The following is a 22,411-nucleotide window of genomic DNA, read 5'->3' as shown; positions in this document are numbered from 1 at the left end:
AGAGGCTGTCCAAAAATTGGGCAGCCTTTTAATTACTTTGTATTAATAGAAAATTTAGATGGTACGCTCGTCCCAATCTCTAATTTCACGCTCGATATCTTCTCGCGTTCTACCAGATTTTTCTTGGATTTTTCCTAAAACTTCATCAAATTTTCCTTCTGTGAAAGCTTTATCGTCTTCAAACCATTCTCCATATTTTTGTTTAACGGCTCCTTTTACACGATTCCATTTTCCTTCTAATTCTAATCTGTCCATAGCATTACATTTTTAAAAATTATATATTAAATTTATTTTGATTCTTAATGATTTAAAATAATTGTCTAAAATCCTGTTTTTGTTTCATAAGCAGCTTTGTAAACAACATCTTCTTTTTCGTTTGTATTATTGTTTGCGTTTGCAGGAGTTTCATTTTGTGATAATTCGGATATTTTATCTTCTAAAGTGGCAATGACTTTATCCTTTTGGTGTGCGAAGCGGTTGGTGATTTTTTGAAGCTTTTGCTCGAAATTATTAGGCTCTTCAGAAACCTTTTCCAACAAAATGTTTTTCAAATTATCTGTTGATGTATCAATTGCCTCAACACCCTTTTTAAAGTTATTCAATAATTTGTGACGAATTTTTTCTCCTTTTGCAAGAGCAAGTAACAACCCGACTGTAGCTCCGGTTGCAGCTCCGGCAAGTATGCTTCCAATTTTTATAAAATGTTTCATATTATCAATTTTATGGTTTCTTGTTTAAATATTTTTGGATAATAAATGCTAAAATTCACTTTAAAGCCTTTGCATGTGCTAGGTTGCTTGTTGCACTTGCGAACTATTTGGAACATTTTGTTTTACAGCTCTATATTCAAACTGGGCATTTTTTTGAGGGCTTATTTTAAAGTAGTTAATATTTGGCAAGTTGTTTTGTTTGAGCTGATTTTCCGCATACACTTCTTTTAAGCGTTGAATATCATACTTGACAAAGTACGGTTTTCCGGCAAGCAAGTTTTCCACAATTTCAACAGCAGCAAGTGCGGCACAAGTACCAGCATGTTCATCTATATAAGGAATGGTCAGTATATTCATTCCCGTTTCATTTGATGTGCTATTTTTAATAAAATGTACCTTCATCCCTGCAAGAATTTGAAGTTCAACAGCAATACAACAAATAAGCTCTGATATTGGCATACCACTCTCTAATTTTCTGAAAATCGCTCCCACATTTTCATCGTGATACTTATGCAAATAAAGACCTGGCAAGATTGTTTTAATTCGATTTGAAAAACCTTCGATTTGATTAGTCATCTTCGCAGATTTTTCCAATTTTAGTGTCATCTCTAAAAAATTCATTGCATTTGAATAGCAATTGTTTGAATTTCTTAATGCTTGTATTTTTACGATTTCCATAGCTTTCTTTTTTAATTAAAATCTATAAAAAATTGTGCCAATAGAAATGCGAAATAAAATTCATAATACTACGAAAAATCAATTTTGTGATTGGATCCAAAAATTTCAAACCTCCCCTAACCCACTTATTATCTGCAAATAATTAGAATTAAAAACAATAATTACTAAATATTTAAACTTGAAAAAAGATATAAAAAATTGGACTTTTTAATGCAAGAAAAGATAATAGCTCTCTAAAATAAATTGATAAGAAATTTAATTTTATAGAAATAGTTCACAACATGTGGATATTTTCACTTACATTTTTATTTAAAGTTCATAAATTCCATATTCCATTGTTCTTAGTATATCATTATCCTTAGTTCAATATAAAATTCCATCAGACAAAATCATTTTATTCATAATTCAAAATAAATCATGAAAATTAGGTGACTTGTTGAAGGCAAATCTTTCAAATCTCTAAATAATATGTTATTGAAATCTTTTATGCAGTGAACCAATTCTTAACTATTATTCTGGTAGTCTGTCAACAAAAAATACATTATTTCAATAATAGTTAATTTTTTATATCTATATTCCGAAAGCTAACTATACAAGTCACAAATTTAAAGAATAGATGTAGTTTTTTAATTAAAATAGTATCTTCGCAACAAACAATTAAAAATATTTTATGAAAAGATATATCAATAAATTACAATCTTATTGGTTAGCCGATGTAAGTTTTGCCACGCTATTAGTAATGCTGATTGCTGTTGTGTTTGTGCTACCCATCGTTATGCAAAACAACAATCATGGGGTTTTGGTATTCAACATACTTTTGTTAAGTGTGTTCTTGACAGGGGCTTTTTCCACATCTAACAAATGGCTGATTTTTATTAGTATTACGTTATTTAGTGTACACCTTATTTTGAGAGCAGTTCGCTTTGGCAATAATCCTTATTCCTATTATGTATTGGAAAATGTCATTGCTATTGCAAATACTTTTTTATTCATTATCATTAATTTACGCCTTTTATTCCGTGACCAAAGTATTAATGCTTATCGAATAATCGGAGCTATAAACGTGTATCTGCTTATTGCGCTGATGGGTGCACTGGTGTTGGAAGTAATTCATGCAACTGTGGGTTCATCTATCGCAGGAAATGTAAACTTAATTGGCAGTGATATTGATTATATACATTTTATTTACTTTAGTTTATCTTCGTTAACTACGGTTGGTTTTGGTGATATTTATCCTGTAAATGTTTTTTCTAAAATGCTGGCTACCTTTTTATCATTGCTGGGTGTGCTTTTTCCTGCTGTAATCATTGCTCGATTGGTGGGAATGGCTGCAAACACAAAAGATTTTAAGTAGCTCTTGACAACAAAATCCCCTAGAATGGTTTAAAAAACAATGCTTTTAAATCATTCTTTCACCATTCAAATCGCTTAGTAACACGTCGGTCATATAATCAACAAACGGCTGTGCTGTTTTAAAAACAGCAACGGCTTTCTTGTTAAAGTCCTTTTGCAAAATTTCCTCATCGGTTAGCGAATGTGTCAGTAAAAACTGTTTTTTCTTTATAAGGTGGATACGTTCATGGTTTTTATCAAAGCCTTTGGGTGCTGTTTTTACTTCTTCACCTTCCAATTCGCCAAAAACTTCCTTAATTTCTTTCGTATTAAGAATGATTTCTAGCTCATCATCTAATTCAATTTCTTTTCTAATTCTTAATAAATCTTCTTTGTTAGGTCCAAAAAAGCCAACCCCAATAAATGACTGGTTATTCGGTTCGATATGCAAATAATAACCACCACGCAAATCAGGCTTTACTCTTCCCACCGACATGGAAAAGTGTGCCTTATAAGGTGTTTTGTCTGGTGAAAATCGAACGTCGCGGTAAATTCTATATATTTTAAGAGGTTCTAAGTTACTGTCTATACGCTGAAATTCATTATATACTTCTTCAAATAATTGATTAGCTTCAGCCTTAGCAGTTTCAAACAGCTCTTTATTTTCTAAAAACCATTCGCGGTTATTATTTGCTTTTAGCTTTTTAAGAAATGTAAAGATTTTAGTATTCATGATTTTTGTTTTAAAGATAGCATTTTAATTCGTATGCACTAAAACATTTGATGCGTTTTTGCCTATGTTTTTTGCAATTTTTGCCGTTGGTAAATCATTTGCACCTCCATTGAATGGGTCTTCAATTTCTTCTGCAATTAATTCAATACTCAATAAAACGTAGAAAATAATCATTACCAAAGGTACTATATAGTAGCCGGTTGAAAACACATAACCAATAGGCAAGGTTAACACATACATAAAGATGAATTTTTTAATAAAAGCTGCATAAGCCATCGGTATTGGCGTGTTTTTAATACGTTCACAAGCACCGGCAACATCTAACAAACCATTTAAATTTTGATCAATTATCAGTTTATCTTCAAAGGAAATAACTTTATCGGCAGCTAGTTTTTGCAACATTACATACATTCTGCTCACTACTTTTGTAGGCGGATGTTGTGCTTTTAAGTACTCGTCGTATTCTGGATGTTCTTCCTCATCCAACATATATTTTGTTGATTCGCTTGTTAAGTGGGTGTGTAATACTTTTGCAAATAGCTTTATTTTATTGCTGAAAAATACGCGATTGGTTTTATCTTCCTCAGGCAATAAGGCATTTAGTTTCACGGAGAGATTTCGGGAGTCGTTTACCAATTTCCCCCACATTTTTCTGCCTTCCCACCATCTGTCGTATGCGGTGTTTGTTCTAAAAACCAACAAAAGCGACAATACAAAACCAATTACACTGTGCATAATTGATGCGTTTTTTAAGGCAGAATTCTGTCCTAAATCAAAATAATCGAGTTCTAAATAAGCCACTAACCATGACAAAGCACCCATTAATAAAATAGAAGGCCACAATTGCCGAATGGTATCAGACTTGTGTACCTTAAAAATAAATCCTAACCAATCTTTTGCATTATATACTTTCATGTGCTATCGTTTTCCTAATTCTATAACTTCTAAATTTTTTATCTTTCTTTCTTCTATTTCAAAACGCAACATAGTCCGCATTTGATGAAACCCATAAATACCTGCTGCGCCAGGGTTTAATGTTAAACAATGAAATTGTTGATCAAATTGTACTTTTAGGATATGCGAGTGTCCGCATATAAAAATATCGGGTTTGTATTTTAGAAAACCTTCTTTAATTCTTGCAGGATACTTTCCCGGATAACCACCAATATGCGTTATCCAAACTGTCATTCCTTCGCATGTAAAAACAGCATCTAACGGAAATTCTTTTCGTGCTTCTGCATCATCAATATTTCCGTAAACAGCCTGCAAAGGTTTGCGCTTTTTTAATGCATCGGTCACCTTTAAATCGCCAATATCGCCCGCATGCCACACCTCATCTGCTTGTTCTGTATAGTGCAATATTCGGTCATCAATGTAGCTGTGTGTGTCAGACAGTAACAAAATTTTCTTCATTTATTTGGTTTGATTTGTGGTGTAAAATAAAATCATTTCTTCGATGGCGTTGCTACAAACCGGGCAAAAATCTTTTGTATTATTAATTTTCATTCGGCAAGTTAATGTAGGAATATACAATCCGTTGCCTTTTAATCCTTCAAATGCACCTATCACACCTTCTTTATATCTAGAATAAGGCGTTGGAACCGGCATTTTATCGCTCAATAAATACTTCCATTTAGATGAAAAATCAACCAATGATGTGATATTTTTCTCCCAAGGTTCCACACTTAAGGTTGCTTTATTTTCAAAAACATCTTCTTCGTAAAAATATTCATCTGCCAAACCTGCAAAACTATGACCGAATTCATGAACTACAACCGGTGCAAATTCTTTGTTCTTCGTAGTTGTTAAACTGTACGAATTCAAAATTCCGCCACCGCCATAAAAGTCGGTGTTCGCCAAGATAATAATGTGCTGATACGGAATATTTTCCAATTGGGTGTGCAATAATTTGGTGTGAAGCGTGGTTAAATATCTTTCTGAATAAAACGTATCAAAATTTGATTGAACCGCCGTATTCAGCCAAATATTTTTTGATGGAATACTTATGCCTGACTGTTTTGAAACGGTTTTCACGGCTACAATTTCAAAATAATCTTGGTATTTTTTTAAAACCTGATGTTTAAATAAATTTTCAACCGTTTTGTGGGCGTATTCCATGAAAAGATCTAATTCGGCTTCAGTATATCCTTCGGCAACCAACGCTATTTTAATAGGATTTTTTACTTTAGAATGATGAACAATTTCATACGGATTGTTAACATCTTTAGCTTTTCGAATCAAAATATCTTTTGGATCGATAAATTGCTGCGATACTATTCGTTCATGTCTATCTGCTGTGAAAAAAGTAACATCAACCCGAATTGGTTCTTTTGGAAAAGGAATTAAAAAAGAGTTTTCAAAACTTTTAAATTGTTTTTTTGCATCTTCCAAGGTCAACCATTCCTGAAACAAACTTCCAAATGGCAACACATAGATTAATTGATTATTTGCTGTGCTATAAACCTTAATTTGACCGTTGCCTTGAATGGGCGTAACAGACAGATTATCAACCCGTCCGTGCCATTTATCTAACTGTATCTTATCTCCTAAAAAAGCTTGCTGATTTTCGTGGTTTCCTGCAAAAATATAATCCAAACGCAAGGTTTTATCAACAAAATAATCATCGAAATGCTGTGCATTTGCTACAAAATGTAGCAGCAAAAAGAATAGAAATAATTGTTTTTTCATGAAAATATTGTTTCTACAAAAATATTTAGTTTTTTGTTAATACACGCATTCTGTGAAATTAAAGTATATTTGTATGTTTAAAATTTTAATAATTGAGGTACTTTATTCAGTTTGCATATAACGGTACAAATTACCACGGCTGGCAGTTTCAACCAACCGCAATCAGCGTACAAGAAGTGTTAACCAAAGCTTTAAATATTTTGTTTAAAGACCCATTTGAGTTAATTGGTGCTGGCAGAACCGATGCCGGTGTGCACGCAAAATTAATGTATGCTCATTTTGATACCGATGTGGTTTTTGATGCAGCAAAAATGGTTCAAAAATTGAATTCGTTTTTGCCTGAAGATATTACCGTTTTTAATTTCTTTGAGGTGGATAAGGAGGCACACGCCCGTTTCGATGCCGTTTCGCGTTCGTATGAATATCATATCCATACATTCAAAAACAGCTTTTTAAAGAATTTAAGTTATTATCAGTTTAAAAATTTAGACATTGATAAAATGAACGAAGCAGCGAGAATTTTGCTGCTATATGAAGATTTTGAATGTTTCAGTAAAACACATACCGATGTTTTTACGTTTAATTGCAACATCACCACTGCTTATTGGGAAAAAAACGGTTCACAATTGATTTTTCATATTTCTGCAAATCGTTTTTTGCGCAATATGGTTCGCGCCATTGTGGGAACGCTGATTAATGTGGGTATCGGAAAAATCTCGGTTCAAGATGTTCATGAAATCATTCAAAGTAAAAATCGTGGCAATGCAGGTTTTTCAGTACCTGCTCACGGATTGTATTTAACAAAAGTAGTTTATCCATATATAAATGAAACAAACTAAAACTTCTACACTAAAAAAAGTAATGCACTACGCCCAACCCTACAAAGACAAAATTTTTTGGGTGGTTGTAACAGTTATCACGCTTTCTATTTTCGGAGCGTTGCGCCCTTACATGGTTAAAAACGTTGTAGATGTGTATATTGCAAAAGCCGATTTAAACGGACTGAATATTTACGTTGCGTTAATGGCTTTGGTACTTCTTTTAGAAGTGTGTTCGCAGTTTTTCTTTACCTATATTGCAAGTTGGTTGGGACAAAACATTATTAAAGATATTCGTACCAATTTGTTTCAAAAAATGCTTAAATTTCGATTGAGCTTTTTTGATAACGAGCCCGTTGGTAAATTAATAACTCGAAATGTATCCGATATTGAAAATATTGCAAGTATTTTCAGCCAAGGACTCTTTATGATTGTGGGCGATGTTTTAAAAATGTTGGTTGTTTTGGGCATTATGTTGTGGATGAATTGGAAACTAACACTCATTGTGATTGTAGCCATGCCCATTTTACTGTATGCTACCCGAATTTTTCAAAAACACATGAAAGTTGCTTTTGAAGAAGTGCGTTTACAAGTTGCCAATTTAAACACGTTTATTCAAGAACGTTTAACGGGGATGAAAATTGTTCAACTGTTCAACCGTGAGCAAATTGAATACGAAAACTTTAAAAAAATCAACCAAAAACACAACGATGCCTGGCAGAAAAACATTCTGTACAACTCCATCTTCTTCCCTATTGCCGATATTGTATCGGCGGTTACATTGGGTTGCGTAATTATTTATGGTGGATTTACCATTGTTCAAGGCGATAATTTAACCACAACCGGAGATTTGTTTGGATATACCATGATGATTTCGATGTTGTTTAACCCGTTGCGACAAATTGCCGATAAATTCAATGTGATGCAAATGGGAATTGTAGCTGCAGATCGAGTTTTCGAAATTTTAGACCGTGATGATTTAATTCAAGAAGAAGGCAAACTTACAGCTCCTGCTTTTAATGGTGCGATCGATTTTAAGAATGTAGCTTTTAGTTACAGCAACGGCAAAAAAGTAATTAACAATATCAATCTGAACATTAAGGCAGGGCAAACAGTCGCTTTTGTTGGAGCTTCGGGTGCAGGAAAATCAACCATTGCCAATCTTTTAAGTCGATTTTACGATATAGAATCGGGCGAGATTTTGATTGATGGAAGAAATATTAATGAATTTACTTTAAGCAGTTTAAGAAATCAAATTGCAGTGGTTTTGCAAGATGTTTTCCTTTTTTCAGATTCTATTCTAAACAATATTCTTTTAGATAATCCAAGTGTCAGCAAAGAAGATGTGATTGCTGCAGCAAAAAAGATTGGGATTAACGATTTTATTGAAAAACTTCCCGGCGGATACGATTACAACGTAAAAGAACGCGGTGTGATGCTGTCATCGGGTCAGCGACAATTAATTGCATTTTTACGTGCATATATGAGCAATCCAAGTATTTTGATTTTAGACGAAGCCACTTCTTCTATTGATACGTATTCAGAAGAATTATTACAAAATGCAGTGGAAATCGTAACAAAAGACCGTACATCAATCATCATTGCGCACCGTTTGGCAACCATTGTAAATGCCGATTTAATCGTGGTAATGGATCAAGGTGCTATTTTGGAAACTGGCACACATGCCCAATTACTTGCAAAAGAAAGCGGTGCTTATAAAAATCTGTACGAATCGCAATATGCAAGTTCAACATCAGTCAATTAACAAATAAAAAAGCGTATAAAAGTTTTAAAAAAATTCTTAAATTCGCAACACAAATATAGCATATTTAATATTAAAAAAAATCAACGCTGAAAAGCTGTATGCTTAAAGCTAAAAACAAATAAAAATGAAATACGACATCATCATCTTAGGTAGCGGTCCAGGCGGATACGTAACAGCTATTAGAGCTTCGCAATTGGGTTTTAAAGTTGCCGTGGTAGAAAAAGAAAATTTAGGCGGAATCTGTTTAAATTGGGGGTGTATTCCTACCAAAGCTTTGTTGAAATCTGCACAAGTTTTCGATTATTTAAAACACGCTGCCGATTATGGTTTAACGATCAATGGCGAAGTTGACAAAGATTTTAATGCTGTTATTGCACGTTCTCGCGGTGTTGCAGAAGGAATGAGCAAAGGTGTTCAATTTCTAATGAAGAAAAACAAAATCGAAGTGATTGATGGTTTCGGAAAAGTAAAACCAGGCAAAAAAGTAGATGTGACAGATAAAGACGGCAACGTAACCGAAATTTCTGCAGATCACATTATTATTGCAACAGGTGCTCGTTCGCGCGAATTGCCAAACTTACCGCAAGATGGTAAAAAAGTAATTGGTTACCGCCAAGCAATGACGTTACCAACGCAACCAAAGAAAATGATCGTTGTTGGTTCTGGAGCTATTGGGGTTGAGTTTGCTCATTTCTATAATTCAATGGGAACTGATGTTACGATTGTTGAGTTCATGCCGAATATTGTTCCGGTGGAAGATGAAGATGTATCAAAACAATTTGAACGTTCTTTGAAAAAATCGGGCATTACAATCATGACCAATTCATCTGTTGAAAAAGTTGATACATCGGGCGAAGGCGTTAAAGCTACTGTAAAAACGGCTAAAGGAGAAGAAATTTTAGAAGCTGATATTTTACTTTCAGCAGTGGGTATCAAATCAAACATAGAAAACATAGGGTTAGAAGAAACAGGAATTGCTACCGATCGCGATAAGATTTTAGTAAACGATTTCTATCAAACAAATATCCCGGGTTATTATGCCATTGGCGATGTAGTTCCAGGACAAGCCTTGGCACACGTTGCATCAGCTGAAGGAATTTTATGTGTAGAAAAAATTGCAGGTTTGCATGTGGAGCCGTTAGATTACGGAAACATTCCTGGTTGTACCTATGCGACACCGGAAATTGCATCGGTTGGTATGACCGAGAAAAAAGCAAAAGAAGCGGGTTACGAAATTAAAGTTGGTAAATTTCCGTTCTCTGCATCAGGTAAAGCAAAAGCTGCCGGAACTCCGGATGGTTTCGTAAAAGTAATTTTCGATGCGAAGTACGGTGAATGGTTAGGTTGCCACATGATTGGTGCCGGCGTTACCGATATGATTGCAGAAGCAGTTGTTGCCCGTAAGTTAGAAACTACAGGTCACGAAATTTTAAAAGCAGTACACCCTCACCCTACTATGAGTGAAGCGGTTATGGAAGCTGTTGCTGCTGCTTACGACGAAGTGATTCACTTGTAAGATTTTGTTTTAAGTTTAAGGTTCAATGTTTAAAAAGTTGAACTGAATAATAAACCTCAAAGGAATTAATCTTTTGAGGTTTTTTTGTATGTTTATTTTTTAAAATGATACTTATGCTTTTCCGAATTTCAGTTACATTCTGTTTGTTTATTTCATTTGCAAAGACTTTTGCTCAATAAGAAGAAAGATGTGTTCGAATTAATAATTTTTCTATTGAAGAACGAAATCAAAACTATCCTTTTAATAAAGCAGCACGAATTGTTTTTGCTTCGTTTGAAGAAGATCCAAAAAAATTATCAAAAAAGCAAATTAACAAATTAATAAAACAAAGTCTATTAGAATTAGACAAAAGTGGAGAAATAGAAGCATTTATACACGGTTCTATCATAAAAATGTATTTTGATGAACTAAAAAATAATTTTTCATATTATAACCCTGCTGATTTTGAAGAAAAAATTGATTTAAACGAGGAACAGAAAAATGAATTAACTGATTTGATTTACAATTTCGGAAATAATCATAATAATGCTGTAATGTGGGCTGCTAAATGTTATATGCCTAGAAATGCCATTTTATTTTTTGATGATAGGAACAATTTATTTGAATTTATTGAGATATGCTTTGAATGTAGCAGATATAGAACTAGCGATGATAATGTTGATTTAAATAATAATTGCGCAGAAAAATTATATCTATTAAAGGAACAATTTGCCAAAGCAGGTATTCAATATGGGGTGAAAAAAGAAATGATGTATCCTCCATTCACCCCTTAGTCCTTATGTTATTCCTAATAAATCCGTTGCTTCTTGTAAAATAATTTGTTTGCGTTTTTTGTTGAATTTAAAATGGTCTAACAATACCGGGTTTTTGACTAATTCGCGTACCAAAATACAATTTTTAGACAATAATTTCTGCTCTTCTTCATTGGTTAATGTTGTTAAGCAGGTGATGGGATACAAACCAAATTGATCTGTTAATCGCTTAATGCTATTCTTTTCTGGATAATTCCAACCAATTAATTGAATACGATAATGTTTGGCAAAAGCAATACTATCGGTTGTAAAAAATGCATTTGTAATTAAAAAGCCTTTGGTGGGTTTAAAAGGTCTGCCAAAAAATGTGAAATCTGCTTTTTTTAAATCGTTAAATCGCGATAAAAAATACATCGAAGTGGTTACACTTATTTTGGCATCCATATCGTTTCGGAACTTACATTCACAAACAATATCTGTTTTTCGGTTCGAAACAATTACAACAATCTCATGTGTAACTGTAGATTTTCCTTCTAAAACCTGACTAGTAATGGTATCAAAACCTTGAACCTCAAAGATTTTTGCGACCCATTTTTCAAAATAAAAACCTTCTGGACCTAAATCTTTTAAAGCTCTTTTTAAACTGTAGCGTGCCGCTACCGAAGATTTTATGGTTTTTAACAATGCAAAAGCCTTTTCATACAGTTCTTTTGTTGTAATTCCGTTATAAATTTCTTGGGTTATGGTAGTGCAAATTGCTTGTGCATCTTTCTTATCTGCTCCTGAATTTACCAAGGAACGGTATAAACTTTCTTTAGAAAAAACAGCTGTTTCTCCAGACTGCTTTTTAATTAGTATTTCCATCTGTTTTATAAAGGTTGCTATTTGAGATAAAACTAATAAATTATTTCAATTTTAACTTATAAAAAACCTCTTTTTGAGGAAAAAGAGATTTTTTGGTATGAAATACAATCGTGCGTTTTTTATTTTAACACATCAAAATATAATTTTTGTTCATAAAGTATATTTCCGTGTTTATTTTTTAGAGTCGTAAAAGCGGGCTCTGTTGTTTTTGTTTCTGCTATTTGATCCATAGCTTTTGAAAGAAAATCTTTATAATACAAAAGAAAAACTTTATCGTATCCCTTTGTATCTGCAATAGCTAGTTTATAAACATCTTTTTGCAACTCTTCAGAAATTGGTTGCATATCGATTTGGTTAGCTGCTGCTGCACTTTTATAATCGTTTTGTAAGGTTTCTAAATCCTGTAAATGATCGCTCAGATATTTTTTCAGTTCTGGGTTTGCAACTTTTTCTTTTCCAATTTTAAAAGCTTCGATTTGATATTGCAAGTTCGATATCTGTTGGTTGACAAAAGCAGCTTCTGGATGTTCTTTCGCTTTTTTGTTTTTTGTTACAACGGGTTGATCTGCTGTTTCAGAATTGGGTTGTTTGTTGCAACCGATAAGTAAAAGTACGGCAAATAATAAAATATAGTTTGTTTTCATAAAGCAGTTAAATTTTTTAATAAAAATACAAACTTTTATTCAATTAATTAATTTTTAGATAAAAAAATTAAAAATAATTTTATTTTACTATAAAATCAATTCAAATAAGCCACTTTTCTTCCTCATAAAATATTGTAGAAGGTTGGCTTTAATAAAAATCTTAATTGTATATTTGTGGCGTTATTCGCGAGGAAAAATTTGACTGATTGCAACCTCTTTAAAAAATGCTAAAGCAGAAAACTACTTTAGTAAAAGGCATGCAATTTAGTTACCTCAATTAATTTTTTAAAACTAAATTATGGCATATTATTTTACATCAGAATCTGTAAGTGAAGGACATCCAGACAAAATCGCAGATCAAATTTCAGACGCATTAATTGATAATTTTTTAGCTTTCGACGAGGAATCGAAGGTTGCCTGCGAAACATTAGTAACAACAGGTCAAGTAATTTTGGCGGGCGAAGTAAAATCAAACACCTATTTAGACGTACAGCAAATTGCACGCGATGTGATTAAAAAAATTGGGTACACAAAAAGTGAATATATGTTTGATGCCAATTCGTGCGGTATTTTATCGGCCATTCACGAGCAATCGGCAGAAATTAACCAAGGTGTTGACAAGGTGAACAAAGAAGAACAAGGTGCAGGCGACCAAGGAATTATGTTTGGATATGCCACCACCGAAACCGAAGATTATATGCCATTGGCTTTGGATTTATCGCATAAATTGTTGCAAGAGCTGGCAGATTTGCGCCGTGAAAACAGTGAAATTACCTATTTGCGACCAGATGCTAAATCACAGGTAACTTTGGAATATGATGATGACAGCAAACCCAAACGCGTGGTAACTATTGTATTATCAACCCAACACGATGATTTTATTAAGCCCGAAAATGCATCTTTAGAAGCCAAAAACAAAGCAGAAAAAGCGATGCAAGATCAAATTAAAAAAGATATTGTTTCGATTTTAATTCCTCGATTATTAAAAAAATATCCGCAATACCAAGCGTTTTTCAATGATGAAATTACTTATCATGTGAATCCAACAGGTGTTTTTATTATTGGCGGACCACACGGAGATACTGGCTTAACTGGCAGAAAAATCATTGTGGATACTTATGGCGGCAAAGGTGCACACGGTGGTGGTGCTTTTTCAGGAAAAGACCCAAGCAAAGTAGATCGTTCTGCTGCGTATGCTGCGCGATACATTGCAAAAAATTTAGTGGCTGCTGGTGTGGCCAATGAATTGTTGGTTCAAGTTTCGTATGCGATTGGAATTGCAGAGCCAATGGGTGTTTTTGTAAACACTTACGGCACTAAAAAAGTAGATGCTAGCGATGGCGAAATTGCAAAAAAAATCACTGAATTATTTGATTTACGTCCGTATCATATCGAACAAACGCTAAAATTAAGAAAACCAATTTACAGTGAAACTGCAGCTTACGGACATATGGGGCGAAAAAACCAAACCGTTACCAAAACATTTAAAAGTCCAAATGGTGATGAAAAAACCATGGAAGTTGAGTTATTTACTTGGGAAAAGTTAGATAAGATTGATGCCGTAAAGCAAGCTTTTAACTTATAATCAACCTAAAAAAAAGACTATTTCAACCGCTTTCGTAAAAAAAAGCGGTTTTTTATTTTACAAAATGCATTAATCATTCGATTTTTTTAATACATTAGTTGTATTAGTTGTACACAGAAAAAAATTATGATTGACAAAATTATTGTTGGTAGCGAAGAATGGTGTTCTTTACCCAATTTAAAGGTTCCGGCTATAAAAGTGCGCGTAGATTCAGGTGCAAAAACTTCTGCTTTACATGCCGAACAAATTGTTCCTTTTGAAAAAAATGGTGAAAAATGGGTGAAATTTGTCATTCATCCCATTCAAAGAAGTGCAAAAAGCACCATAAATTGTGAAGCAAAAGTTATTGATAAACGTGTTGTTAAAAGCAGTACTGGAACACGTGAAAGCAGATATGTGATTCAAACCGAGCTTTCCTTGGGAGAACAGTCATGGAATATTGAACTTACCTTAACAAACCGCGATTCTATGGGCTTTAGGATGCTTTTGGGCCGCGAGGCGATGACGGGCAGAATCATTGTGGATCCTGATGAGCATTTTAAATTTGGCATCGTTACCCCAGAAAAACTAAAAGAATATTACAGCACATCGCACTTGGGTGATAAAAAAGGTTTGCGAATTGGTGTTTTGGCAAGCAATCCAGAGCTGTATTCCAACCGACGCATTATGGAAGCAGGTGAATTACGAGGTCATGAAATGCACTTTCTAAACATTAAACATTGTTATATGAAATTAGATGCCGATCATCCGGAAATTCACTACCGTGGCGGTCGAATTTTAAATGATTTTGACGCTGTTATTCCTCGAATTCGTCCAAGTATGACCTATTATGGTTGCTCTTTAATCCGTCATTTTGAGTCGTTAAAAGTATATAGTTTGAACAATGCCGCATCAATCACACAATCGCGCGACAAATTGTATTCTTTGCAAATGCTTTTAAATCACGGAGTTGACATTCCAACAACTGGTTTTGCAAATTCGCCTTTAGATACCAACGATTTGATAAATATGGTGGGTGGTTCGCCATTGATTGTTAAGCTTTTAGAAGGGACCCAAGGAAAAGGGGTGGTTTTGGCTGAAACCAAAAAAGCAGCCGAATCGGTAATTAATGCCTTTAAAAGTGTGGGAGCCAATATTTTGGTTCAAGAATTTATAAAAGAAGCAAACGGAAAAGACTTGCGCTTATTTGTGGTTGACGGAAAAGTTGTGGCAGCTATGCAGCGCGAAGCTTTGCCTGGAGAGTTTAGAGCCAACATTCATTTAGGTGGAAAAGCATCGATTGTAAAAGTTACGCCCGATGAAAAGAAAATTGCCATTAAAGCAGCAAAAGCCATGAATTTAAAAGTTGCCGGAGTTGACATAATTCGCTCAGCCAAAGGACCTTTGCTTTTAGAAGTAAATTCTTCTCCAGGTTTAGAAGGAATTGAGGGTGCAACTGGCAAGGATATTGCAGGGGAAATGATAAAGGCCATTGAAAAAAACTTTAAATGGCTTCATTAATAACTGTAAACAAAAAATAAAATGAAAAAGATTCTTTATTTATTCTCATTAGTATTAGTAACTTTTACTACTATGGCACAAAACAACAGCAACAGCATCACACCTCAAGTAAATGTTAACGGCGAAGGTTCTATAAAAATTAAACCAGATTACGCAGTTATTACAATGGGTGCAGAAATTAAAGACCTGGATTCTGCAAAGGCAAAGAAACAAAACGATGAAATTATTGCCAAAATGATTCAAGTAATCAAAAAAAGCAATATTGCCGAAAAAGATTATCAAACACAGCGTGTGAATCTTTACAAAACAAGAGAATATCAAGAGAAAAAAGACTATTTCGTAGCGAGCCAAACAGTTACCATCACGTTGCGAAATTTAGATCATTATGAAAAATTAATGGCCGATTTAATGGAAGCTGGGGCAAATACAATCAACGGAGTAGAATTCAAATCAACCCAAACTGAAAAGTATGCTACTGAAATTAGAGCAAAAGCCGTGCTTGATGCCAAGAAAAAAGCACAAGACTATGCGGCTGCCTTGGGACAGAATATTGGTAAAGCATTAATTATTAACGATCAATCGTCAATCAATAATCCGCGCGTATATATGATGAAAACGGCAATGGCCGATGAATCAGCGGGCATGAATCAAACATTGGCAGTGGGCGAAATTGAAATTTCTACCAATGTAAATGTAGTTTTTGAATTGAAATAAGTATATGAACCCATCAAAAGAGTTATGGATTACTAAATTTTTTAAATTGAGTAATCCATCTTTTTTTACTGCATTTAGCGAAGAAACATTTTACGAAACAATTCGTGAAACAGGCTTTGTATATGGTTTTACGACCAAAACAATACAACCTATCTTTAATTCATTTGATCTTACACAAGAAGAATTCACCAAAATTGTGCTTTTAGAAGCTTTGTACGGAACATTTGTGCTTACTAAAAAACAAACCGATTTTCACGAATTTACCAAACAAGCCGAAGATTTTTATGCAAAAATAAAGAATGCCAAAACCGAATCTTATTTTTCATTCATAACCTTTCCCTCAAAAAAAGCATTTGCTTCACTTGAAAAAATTTTAAATGACCGTACACATCGTTCTGCTAATTATTTAAACAAAACATTTTCAGAGCATTTATCAAACTTTTTAATATTTACAGATGTTTTGTGTTTTAGACGATTTTTGATGAATGAAACTGAAATTCTGAATTATTACCACTACTTAGAACACACTATTTCGCATTTGGTGGTGATTAGTTTTCATCAAAAACAGAATGTAACTAAATACGACCAAAAGATACAGCAAATCATGCAAACCTCTTTGAAATATGTTGACAAAGCACAATTTACCCCTGATCTTTTAGCCTTAAACACACAAAATATTAAAACTTTTTATGGCAAAAGTTACTTGGCAGATATTGCGCTAATGGTTTTATGGAACGATGAAAAAATCGATCGTAAAGAGTTTAAATTTATACTAGAACTCAACAAAAAATTGGAACTGCAAAAAGTAGTCACTAAAAAAGCACTGCGATTTATGTTGGAATTCATCAACGCACACAAACAAGAAATTCCCTATTTTCAGTTTTCGCATCCTTTAAAAAAGCTGTACAAAAACACCAATAAAAGCGTTGCTTTATTTATTAAAAGAAACAAGAAAAGCTTAATTAAAGAATTGGAAAACAACAAATTACTTATGCAACTTCTTGTTAAAGCCACATACAGTAATCTTTCTAAAAAAGAAAAGCAACAGCTTAAAAATCAGTTTATTGAACTGGGTAAAACAGTACCTGCGTTTACTATATTTTTAATTCCGGGCGGCAGTTTACTTTTGCCAATTCTTATTAAATTATTACCTGAATTACTTCCAAATTCGTTCAATGAAAACAAATAAATTCCATAAAAGCACATATTTTTGTTACATTTGGATTTAAAAATGGTAAGGTGCGTATAGTTCGTTTTATTGCAACGGTAATTTTATTAATTGTTGTTTTTTCATGTAAAAAGCAACCTAATGTATACGACCATGTAAAAATTCACACGCAAATCACCAATAAAAACTATACCGATTTTTCGTTAGATGATTTGTATTATGATCTACTATATGATATCAACTTTGCTGAAAATTCAAAAAATGCTGCCTTAAAAATAAATTATTTTGAAGAAACAGCTTTCAAAAATACTGATTCACTTGCAATATTTCGGGCAAATAATCTACAAATAGCCTTAACAGCGCACCACTCTGTAAGTAAAGAACGTTACAAAACGCTGTTCAGTGCGGCAAATTATTTTGAAAACAACAATTCACTTTATGATGCCTACTTGACCAATTATTTGATTGCTGAATATTATTTTTATTTGCAATATTTTCAGTTGGCGGAAAATTATGCCTACAAATCCATTGAAAATTTGGGTACTAATAACAATGAATATGCTTTTGAGAAAGCCTCTACCCTACTTTTAATCAGTAACATTCATTGGCAACAAAAAAAATTTCAAGAAGCCTTTAAAGCGCTTAAAAATTATGAATCGGTAGCTGAATATTTCAATACAAAGCTGATTCATCAAGAAAAAATTAAACTCATTGAAAGCCGATATGCCAATCATTTTGTGGTGGTGGAAAGTAAAATTGGAACTACCGATTACACCCAAGCCATAAAAAAATTAGCACTAACATATCATGTCAATAGTAAAAGCAGTGGTAAAAACAAAAAAATTCATCAACTGAATACGTTGCATAATTTAATTTTACACAAAATTGAAGCCAACGATTTAGACAGTTTAGATTTTTATTTGAACCAGTTAAAAAACGAAAAAGAATTTTTGTTCAGCATTCCGGTATTGCAATTAAATTACACCGTTATCAGTGATTACCTCGTAAAAATTAAGAAAGATACTGTGGCGGCAAAAGAATTTCAAAAAAATCTTTTGATTGAAAATAAGCAAAAATATCAAAATGTATTTTTAGAAAAACGTGTTTTAGAACAATTGATTCAACATTCAGATTCGTGTTCGGTTGCCATTAATCAACATTATTTGGATGTTGTGGGAAAAATAAAAAAAGAAAACGATCAAAAATTATTGGTGAACCAAAAAGTGGTTTATGAAAACCATGTTTTGCTTCGGAAAAATGCACAATTGAAACGAGAAATATATTTTGTGGTTGCCACCATTTTAACGGTTTCGCTCTTGGTTTTATTAGTGATTTTCAACATTATACAAAAGATAAATCTAAAGAAAATAAAACTAAAAAATAATTATATCGAACAAGATACCCAAGCATTAGAAGTAACATTGAACTATAAAAATGCAATTGAAAACAAGCTGAATGAAAGCAAAAAGCAGATTTTCATGGAATTGCATGACAATATCGTGAACAAATTATTTTCAACCCGTTTTTCTTTGCATAAAGATTATATGAATCCGAATAGCTTGGCTGTTGCTGCAAATACCCTCCTAGATGTGAAAAAAACCTTGATCGGAATTTGTGATAATTACAGTGAAATAAACAATTTGTTTGAAAAAGATTCATTTCACAAAATGCTGATTGAATTAATTGAAAATCAACCAAATAATTTTATTTCTTTTCAATATGAGTTTGATCAATCCATAGAATGGTTCAAAACGCATCCAAAAGTGCGCTTTCATTTGTATCGGGTATTGCAGGAATTACTGCAAAATATTCACAAACATTCTTCGGCAACTAAAGCAAAAATTCAGATTTTTAAAGAAGGCGAACATGTAAAGTTAGTCGTAACCGACAATGGTAAAGGCTTTACAAAAACTGCCAAGAAAGGTTTGGGAATAAGCAATATTTCCAACCGATTAAAAGAAATTGATGCCGATTTTAAAATGGAAAATAATAACGGTATGCGATTTATTATAACTGTTAAATTTTAAGCCATGCACCAATTCATTAAAGTATTTATTTTCGTAGGAATGCTTGCAATGCTGACTAATTGCAGAGAGAAAAAAGTGCATTATACCGGCAATTACAAAATTGATAGCATCACTATGCGCAAAAAATACAACCGTGAATATGCTGCGCATCCAAACAATTTAAAAAAATTACACTCTTTATATCAACAAGAAGGTGATAGCATTTTGTTGGGCATTAACCATCAACTGTACAGCGATTATTTGGTTAAAAACACCAAGTACGACAGTGCTTATTACTACTTAACCCTGGCTCAGAATTTGTTTAAAAACAACAGCGAAAAACGCTTTTTTAACTCCATAAGAAAAGTTGCCATTACCAACCGTTTAGAACTTTTAACCCAGTCTAGAATCGAGCTTGAAAAAGCAGAAAATTTAAGGCTGAAAGATAAACAGTTGCAAAAATTGTATGTAGATGTTTTTAGTTTGCCGCTTTTACAACAGCATGATTCATTGGATTACAACCAAAAAATGCAGTTTTATATAGAAAACAAAGCTTCTTTTGATGAAATTCTAGATAAAAATCCATTTTTAGAAAACTATTTAACCAGCGAAATCAGTAAATTTTTAATGCGAAAAGCACAGCATGATGATGTAGTTATGCGCACCGGCCAACGCATTGAGCAGTTATTAAAAGAAAAACGCACCAGCGAAGATGTTTTTTTTACCAATTTATTCTACACCATTTTTGCAAAAATAAACAATCCAGATGCCCGTATTCAAAAAGATTTTGATCTATACAAAGCGCATTTGGCCTCTATTCCCACCAAAGAAACCGAAGCTTTGTATTACTATTTAAAAGCAAAATACTTTCAAAAGCTACAAACAAAAGATTCCGTTTACAGCAATTATTTGAAAGCATTGGAAATTAGTCGCGAAACCAACAATTTCATGTATGAACACCACATTTTAGAGCAGCTAATCGTGACAGACAAAGCGCTTTCGAAAAAATATATGGCAGACTATATAAAAATGAACGATTCGCTGCTTTCCTATAAAAACTATATTGATGATTTTATTTTCAGCAATAATTCAAACACGTTTTCATTAAAATCAGAACAACAAAACATTCAAAAACGCAATTTGAATATCATAGCTTTTACCTTTTTGGTGCTGTTTTCCATGGTGCTTTATTATTTTATTTATCGAAACGTAAATATGAAACAATTGGCACACAAACACCGAGATTATTTAGATGAAAAAACAAAAATGTATAAATATCTGATTGATATTAAAGAACAAATGGATGCGTCTATTTTAAAAGAAAACAACAACACCAAGCAGCTCATCTATACTAAAACCATTAGTAAAATAGATGATTTAATGATTTATTTTAACGATCCTCAACCCGATTTAAACCTTTTACAGAATAAAATTAAGGAGATTGAAGACGAATCGCGCCGTATTTCTCACATCATTTCGGCTACTGAATACCATATTGTGGATCTTAATTACATCATCAATGATATTAAAAACCATTATTCAGATTTTATAAAGATGGAAACATTTATCGATCATAAAATTATTTTAAACGACGTGGAGTTTAAAACTTTGTTGCGCATTACACTTTTTACCCGCAAATTCATCGATCGAGTGAAGTTTAAAGAAAATCTAACATGTTTTCTATCCATTTATAAGAAAAACCACAAAACCATCTACAAAATTTGGCTAAGCAAACCTATTGTCTTAAATAAAGAACAAATCAGCTTTTTAAAAGATCGAACTATTTACTTTGAATCAACAATCAGCGATACAGAAAGCACATTGCTTCTTTATATTGCGTAATTAGGTGCAAAAAAACTATTCCTTTTTTAATTGATTTAAGATGTTTTCGATAGAAACATCAATTGCATCATCAAACCACAAATGTCCGTTTTTTACATATAAATTACTTTCAAAATTATTGGTAAACAAACCGCCTGTTCCTAAACCTTGTGGCATTTTGTTTTCTAACGTAAAAGTAAACTGAGCAATTGCATTTAAACCAATATTGCTTTCTAAAGCTGATGTAATCCACCAACCAATACCTAATCGTTCAGCAATTTCGATCCATTCTTTTGTACCTTTAAAACCACCTACTAAACTAGGCTTCAAAATGATGTATTTTGGCTTGATTTTAAGCAATAGATTTTCTTTATCGTTCACTTCTATCACACCAATTAATTCTTCATCCAACGCAATTGGAACAGGTGTAGTTTTGCACAAATCTGCCATACTGTCATATTGCTTTTGTTTAATTGGTTGTTCAATACTATGTATTTTGTATTCAGATAATTGTATTAACTTATTTAAAGCTTCACTTTTACTAAAACCACCATTAGCATCAACCCTAATTTCAATCATTTCGGGCGTAAAATGGGTTCTGATACCGGCTAATAAATTCATTTCTTCTTCAAAATCAATGGCTCCGATTTTAATTTTAATGCACTTAAATCCGTTTGCAATTTTATCTTGAATTTGTTGTTGCATAAATTCAGGAGTACCCATCCAAACCAAACCATTTATAGAGATGGCTTTTTTACTTTCGGTAAACAAACTTGGGAATAAAACAAATGGGTGCTTACTCTGCAACGACAAAAACGCTTGCTCTATTCCAAATTGAATGGAAGGCCACTCTCGTAATTCATTCCAAAGCGCATCTACACCTAAATGAATATGATCACACACCCATTGCATTTTGTCTGAATAATCCAATCGGTCGTCATAACTCAATCCTCTAAACAAACCGCACTCACCTATTCCGATTTTATCATCATCTTGAATAATTAAAAAATAAGTTTCCTTTGTATGCATCACTCCTCTTGATGTTCCCGATGCTTGTTTAAAGTTTAATAGGTATTTTTTAAATGTTGCTTTCATGGAAAATGTATCATTAGTTTTC

General features: G+C 33.0%; 21 protein-coding genes. 11 read left to right on the top strand and 10 right to left on the bottom strand.

Annotated elements, in window-relative coordinates; all coding sequences use genetic code 11:
• Positions 1–54: 54 nt before the first annotated feature.
• From MG290_RS03515 to MG290_RS03505, 3 genes are all read right to left on the bottom strand, one after another.
• A complete protein-coding gene (locus tag MG290_RS03515) occupies positions 55–255 on the bottom strand; it encodes a CsbD family protein (RefSeq protein ID WP_264562527.1) in 201 nt (66 codons plus the stop codon).
• Between the two features lie 65 nt (positions 256–320).
• The gene (locus tag MG290_RS03510; RefSeq protein ID WP_264562526.1) at positions 321–710 is read right to left on the bottom strand and encodes a YtxH domain-containing protein; all 390 of its coding nucleotides are present in this window, start codon (positions 708–710) and stop codon (positions 321–323) included.
• Positions 711–788: 78 nt separating this feature from the next.
• Positions 789–1,388, bottom strand: a complete 600-nt coding sequence (locus tag MG290_RS03505) for a cyanophycin synthetase family protein (RefSeq protein WP_264562525.1) — start codon at positions 1,386–1,388, stop codon at positions 789–791.
• Between the two features lie 670 nt (positions 1,389–2,058).
• Between MG290_RS03505 and MG290_RS03500 the strand changes: the two genes are divergently transcribed.
• Positions 2,059–2,742 (top strand): potassium channel family protein, encoded by a 684-nt coding sequence (locus MG290_RS03500; RefSeq protein ID WP_264562524.1) that lies wholly within the window; start codon positions 2,059–2,061, stop codon positions 2,740–2,742.
• A 45-nt stretch (positions 2,743–2,787) separates the two neighbouring features.
• Here MG290_RS03500 and MG290_RS03495 read toward each other — a convergent pair whose 3' ends face one another.
• The 4 genes from MG290_RS03495 to MG290_RS03480 are packed head-to-tail and all read right to left on the bottom strand — an operon-like array spanning position 2,788 to position 6,141.
• Positions 2,788–3,453 carry a DUF2461 domain-containing protein gene (locus MG290_RS03495; RefSeq protein WP_264562523.1) on the bottom strand — a complete coding sequence of 222 codons (666 nt, stop codon included), beginning with the start codon at positions 3,451–3,453 and terminating at the stop codon, positions 2,788–2,790.
• Positions 3,454–3,477: 24 nt separating this feature from the next.
• The gene (locus MG290_RS03490) at positions 3,478–4,368 is read right to left on the bottom strand and encodes a bestrophin family protein (protein ID WP_264562522.1); all 891 of its coding nucleotides are present in this window, start codon (positions 4,366–4,368) and stop codon (positions 3,478–3,480) included.
• A 3-nt stretch (positions 4,369–4,371) separates the two neighbouring features.
• Complete coding sequence (locus tag MG290_RS03485; RefSeq protein WP_264562521.1) at positions 4,372–4,866, bottom strand: metallophosphoesterase family protein; 495 nt, start codon at positions 4,864–4,866, stop codon at positions 4,372–4,374.
• Positions 4,867–6,141 (bottom strand): IgA Peptidase M64, encoded by a 1,275-nt coding sequence (locus MG290_RS03480; RefSeq protein ID WP_264562520.1) that lies wholly within the window; start codon positions 6,139–6,141, stop codon positions 4,867–4,869. It lies immediately after the preceding gene.
• A 92-nt stretch (positions 6,142–6,233) separates the two neighbouring features.
• Between MG290_RS03480 and truA the strand changes: the two genes are divergently transcribed.
• The 4 genes from truA to MG290_RS03460 all read left to right on the top strand — a co-directional run bounded on the left by truA (position 6,234) and on the right by MG290_RS03460 (position 11,013).
• The gene (gene truA / locus MG290_RS03475; RefSeq protein ID WP_264562519.1) at positions 6,234–6,980 is read left to right on the top strand and encodes a tRNA pseudouridine(38-40) synthase TruA; all 747 of its coding nucleotides are present in this window, start codon (positions 6,234–6,236) and stop codon (positions 6,978–6,980) included.
• Positions 6,967–8,724, top strand: a complete 1,758-nt coding sequence (locus tag MG290_RS03470; RefSeq protein WP_264562518.1) for an ABC transporter ATP-binding protein — start codon at positions 6,967–6,969, stop codon at positions 8,722–8,724. Before truA ends, MG290_RS03470 begins: the two co-directional genes overlap by 14 nt.
• Positions 8,725–8,848: 124 nt before the next feature.
• Entirely contained in the window at positions 8,849–10,240 is a 1,392-nt protein-coding gene (lpdA, locus tag MG290_RS03465) for a dihydrolipoyl dehydrogenase (RefSeq protein WP_264562517.1), read from the top strand.
• Positions 10,241–10,632: 392 nt separating this feature from the next.
• Positions 10,633–11,013, top strand: a complete 381-nt coding sequence (locus MG290_RS03460) for a hypothetical protein (protein ID WP_264562516.1) — start codon at positions 10,633–10,635, stop codon at positions 11,011–11,013.
• 3 nt (positions 11,014–11,016) lie between these two features.
• Here the strand turns inward: MG290_RS03460 and MG290_RS03455 are convergent, their stop codons facing one another.
• Both MG290_RS03455 and MG290_RS03450 read right to left on the bottom strand, forming a co-directional pair.
• Complete coding sequence (locus MG290_RS03455; protein WP_264562515.1) at positions 11,017–11,856, bottom strand: restriction endonuclease; 840 nt, start codon at positions 11,854–11,856, stop codon at positions 11,017–11,019.
• A gap of 119 nt (positions 11,857–11,975) precedes the next feature.
• The gene (locus MG290_RS03450) at positions 11,976–12,500 is read right to left on the bottom strand and encodes a hypothetical protein (RefSeq protein ID WP_264562514.1); all 525 of its coding nucleotides are present in this window, start codon (positions 12,498–12,500) and stop codon (positions 11,976–11,978) included.
• A 298-nt stretch (positions 12,501–12,798) separates the two neighbouring features.
• Here MG290_RS03450 and metK point away from each other — a divergent pair, with 298 nt between their 5' ends.
• The 6 genes from metK to MG290_RS03420 all read left to right on the top strand — a co-directional run bounded on the left by metK (position 12,799) and on the right by MG290_RS03420 (position 21,315).
• Complete coding sequence (gene metK / locus MG290_RS03445) at positions 12,799–14,085, top strand: methionine adenosyltransferase (RefSeq protein WP_264562513.1); 1,287 nt, start codon at positions 12,799–12,801, stop codon at positions 14,083–14,085.
• 126 nt (positions 14,086–14,211) lie between these two features.
• Positions 14,212–15,585 carry a 30S ribosomal protein S6--L-glutamate ligase gene (gene rimK, locus MG290_RS03440; protein ID WP_257498739.1) on the top strand — a complete coding sequence of 458 codons (1,374 nt, stop codon included), beginning with the start codon at positions 14,212–14,214 and terminating at the stop codon, positions 15,583–15,585.
• A gap of 21 nt (positions 15,586–15,606) precedes the next feature.
• Complete coding sequence (locus tag MG290_RS03435; protein ID WP_264562512.1) at positions 15,607–16,299, top strand: SIMPL domain-containing protein; 693 nt, start codon at positions 15,607–15,609, stop codon at positions 16,297–16,299.
• A gap of 4 nt (positions 16,300–16,303) precedes the next feature.
• Positions 16,304–17,488 carry an LETM1-related biofilm-associated protein gene (locus tag MG290_RS03430; RefSeq protein ID WP_264562511.1) on the top strand — a complete coding sequence of 395 codons (1,185 nt, stop codon included), beginning with the start codon at positions 16,304–16,306 and terminating at the stop codon, positions 17,486–17,488.
• Positions 17,489–17,538: 50 nt separating this feature from the next.
• The gene (locus MG290_RS03425) at positions 17,539–19,494 is read left to right on the top strand and encodes a sensor histidine kinase (RefSeq protein ID WP_264562510.1); all 1,956 of its coding nucleotides are present in this window, start codon (positions 17,539–17,541) and stop codon (positions 19,492–19,494) included.
• A 3-nt stretch (positions 19,495–19,497) separates the two neighbouring features.
• Complete coding sequence (locus MG290_RS03420; protein WP_264562509.1) at positions 19,498–21,315, top strand: hypothetical protein; 1,818 nt, start codon at positions 19,498–19,500, stop codon at positions 21,313–21,315.
• A 15-nt stretch (positions 21,316–21,330) separates the two neighbouring features.
• On the opposite strand, the gene MG290_RS03415 is transcribed toward MG290_RS03420, so the two are convergent.
• Positions 21,331–22,389 carry an o-succinylbenzoate synthase gene (locus MG290_RS03415; protein WP_264562508.1) on the bottom strand — a complete coding sequence of 353 codons (1,059 nt, stop codon included), beginning with the start codon at positions 22,387–22,389 and terminating at the stop codon, positions 21,331–21,333.
• Positions 22,390–22,411: the final 22 nt, after the last annotated feature.

Source organism: Flavobacterium sp. CBA20B-1 (assembly GCF_028473145.1).
Taxonomy (GTDB): Bacteria; Bacteroidota; Bacteroidia; order Flavobacteriales; family Flavobacteriaceae; genus Flavobacterium.
The sequence above is the reverse complement of the archived record's forward strand: the minus strand, read 5'-3'. Positions and strand labels throughout refer to the sequence as shown.

What these genes read in the sequence shown, in the direction of transcription:
- MG290_RS03515 (WP_264562527.1), bottom strand. Translation starts at nt 255, where the DNA reads ATGGACAGATTAGAATTAGAAGGAAAATGGAATCGTGTAAAAGGAGCC.
- MG290_RS03455 (WP_264562515.1), bottom strand. Translation starts at nt 11,856, where the DNA reads ATGGAAATACTAATTAAAAAGCAGTCTGGAGAAACAGCTGTTTTTTCT.
- MG290_RS03420 (WP_264562509.1), top strand. Translation starts at nt 19,498, where the DNA reads ATGCACCAATTCATTAAAGTATTTATTTTCGTAGGAATGCTTGCAATG.
- MG290_RS03500 (WP_264562524.1), top strand. Translation starts at nt 2,059, where the DNA reads ATGAAAAGATATATCAATAAATTACAATCTTATTGGTTAGCCGATGTA.
- MG290_RS03450 (WP_264562514.1), bottom strand. Translation starts at nt 12,500, where the DNA reads ATGAAAACAAACTATATTTTATTATTTGCCGTACTTTTACTTATCGGT.
- metK (WP_264562513.1), top strand. Translation starts at nt 12,799, where the DNA reads ATGGCATATTATTTTACATCAGAATCTGTAAGTGAAGGACATCCAGAC.
- MG290_RS03435 (WP_264562512.1), top strand. Translation starts at nt 15,607, where the DNA reads ATGAAAAAGATTCTTTATTTATTCTCATTAGTATTAGTAACTTTTACT.
- MG290_RS03510 (WP_264562526.1), bottom strand. Translation starts at nt 710, where the DNA reads ATGAAACATTTTATAAAAATTGGAAGCATACTTGCCGGAGCTGCAACC.
- MG290_RS03495 (WP_264562523.1), bottom strand. Translation starts at nt 3,453, where the DNA reads ATGAATACTAAAATCTTTACATTTCTTAAAAAGCTAAAAGCAAATAAT.
- MG290_RS03415 (WP_264562508.1), bottom strand. Translation starts at nt 22,389, where the DNA reads ATGAAAGCAACATTTAAAAAATACCTATTAAACTTTAAACAAGCATCG.
- lpdA (WP_264562517.1), top strand. Translation starts at nt 8,849, where the DNA reads ATGAAATACGACATCATCATCTTAGGTAGCGGTCCAGGCGGATACGTA.
- MG290_RS03505 (WP_264562525.1), bottom strand. Translation starts at nt 1,388, where the DNA reads ATGGAAATCGTAAAAATACAAGCATTAAGAAATTCAAACAATTGCTAT.
- MG290_RS03485 (WP_264562521.1), bottom strand. Translation starts at nt 4,866, where the DNA reads ATGAAGAAAATTTTGTTACTGTCTGACACACACAGCTACATTGATGAC.
- MG290_RS03460 (WP_264562516.1), top strand. Translation starts at nt 10,633, where the DNA reads ATGTATTTTGATGAACTAAAAAATAATTTTTCATATTATAACCCTGCT.
- MG290_RS03480 (WP_264562520.1), bottom strand. Translation starts at nt 6,141, where the DNA reads ATGAAAAAACAATTATTTCTATTCTTTTTGCTGCTACATTTTGTAGCA.
- MG290_RS03490 (WP_264562522.1), bottom strand. Translation starts at nt 4,368, where the DNA reads ATGAAAGTATATAATGCAAAAGATTGGTTAGGATTTATTTTTAAGGTA.
- MG290_RS03470 (WP_264562518.1), top strand. Translation starts at nt 6,967, where the DNA reads ATGAAACAAACTAAAACTTCTACACTAAAAAAAGTAATGCACTACGCC.
- rimK (WP_257498739.1), top strand. Translation starts at nt 14,212, where the DNA reads ATGATTGACAAAATTATTGTTGGTAGCGAAGAATGGTGTTCTTTACCC.
- MG290_RS03430 (WP_264562511.1), top strand. Translation starts at nt 16,304, where the DNA reads ATGAACCCATCAAAAGAGTTATGGATTACTAAATTTTTTAAATTGAGT.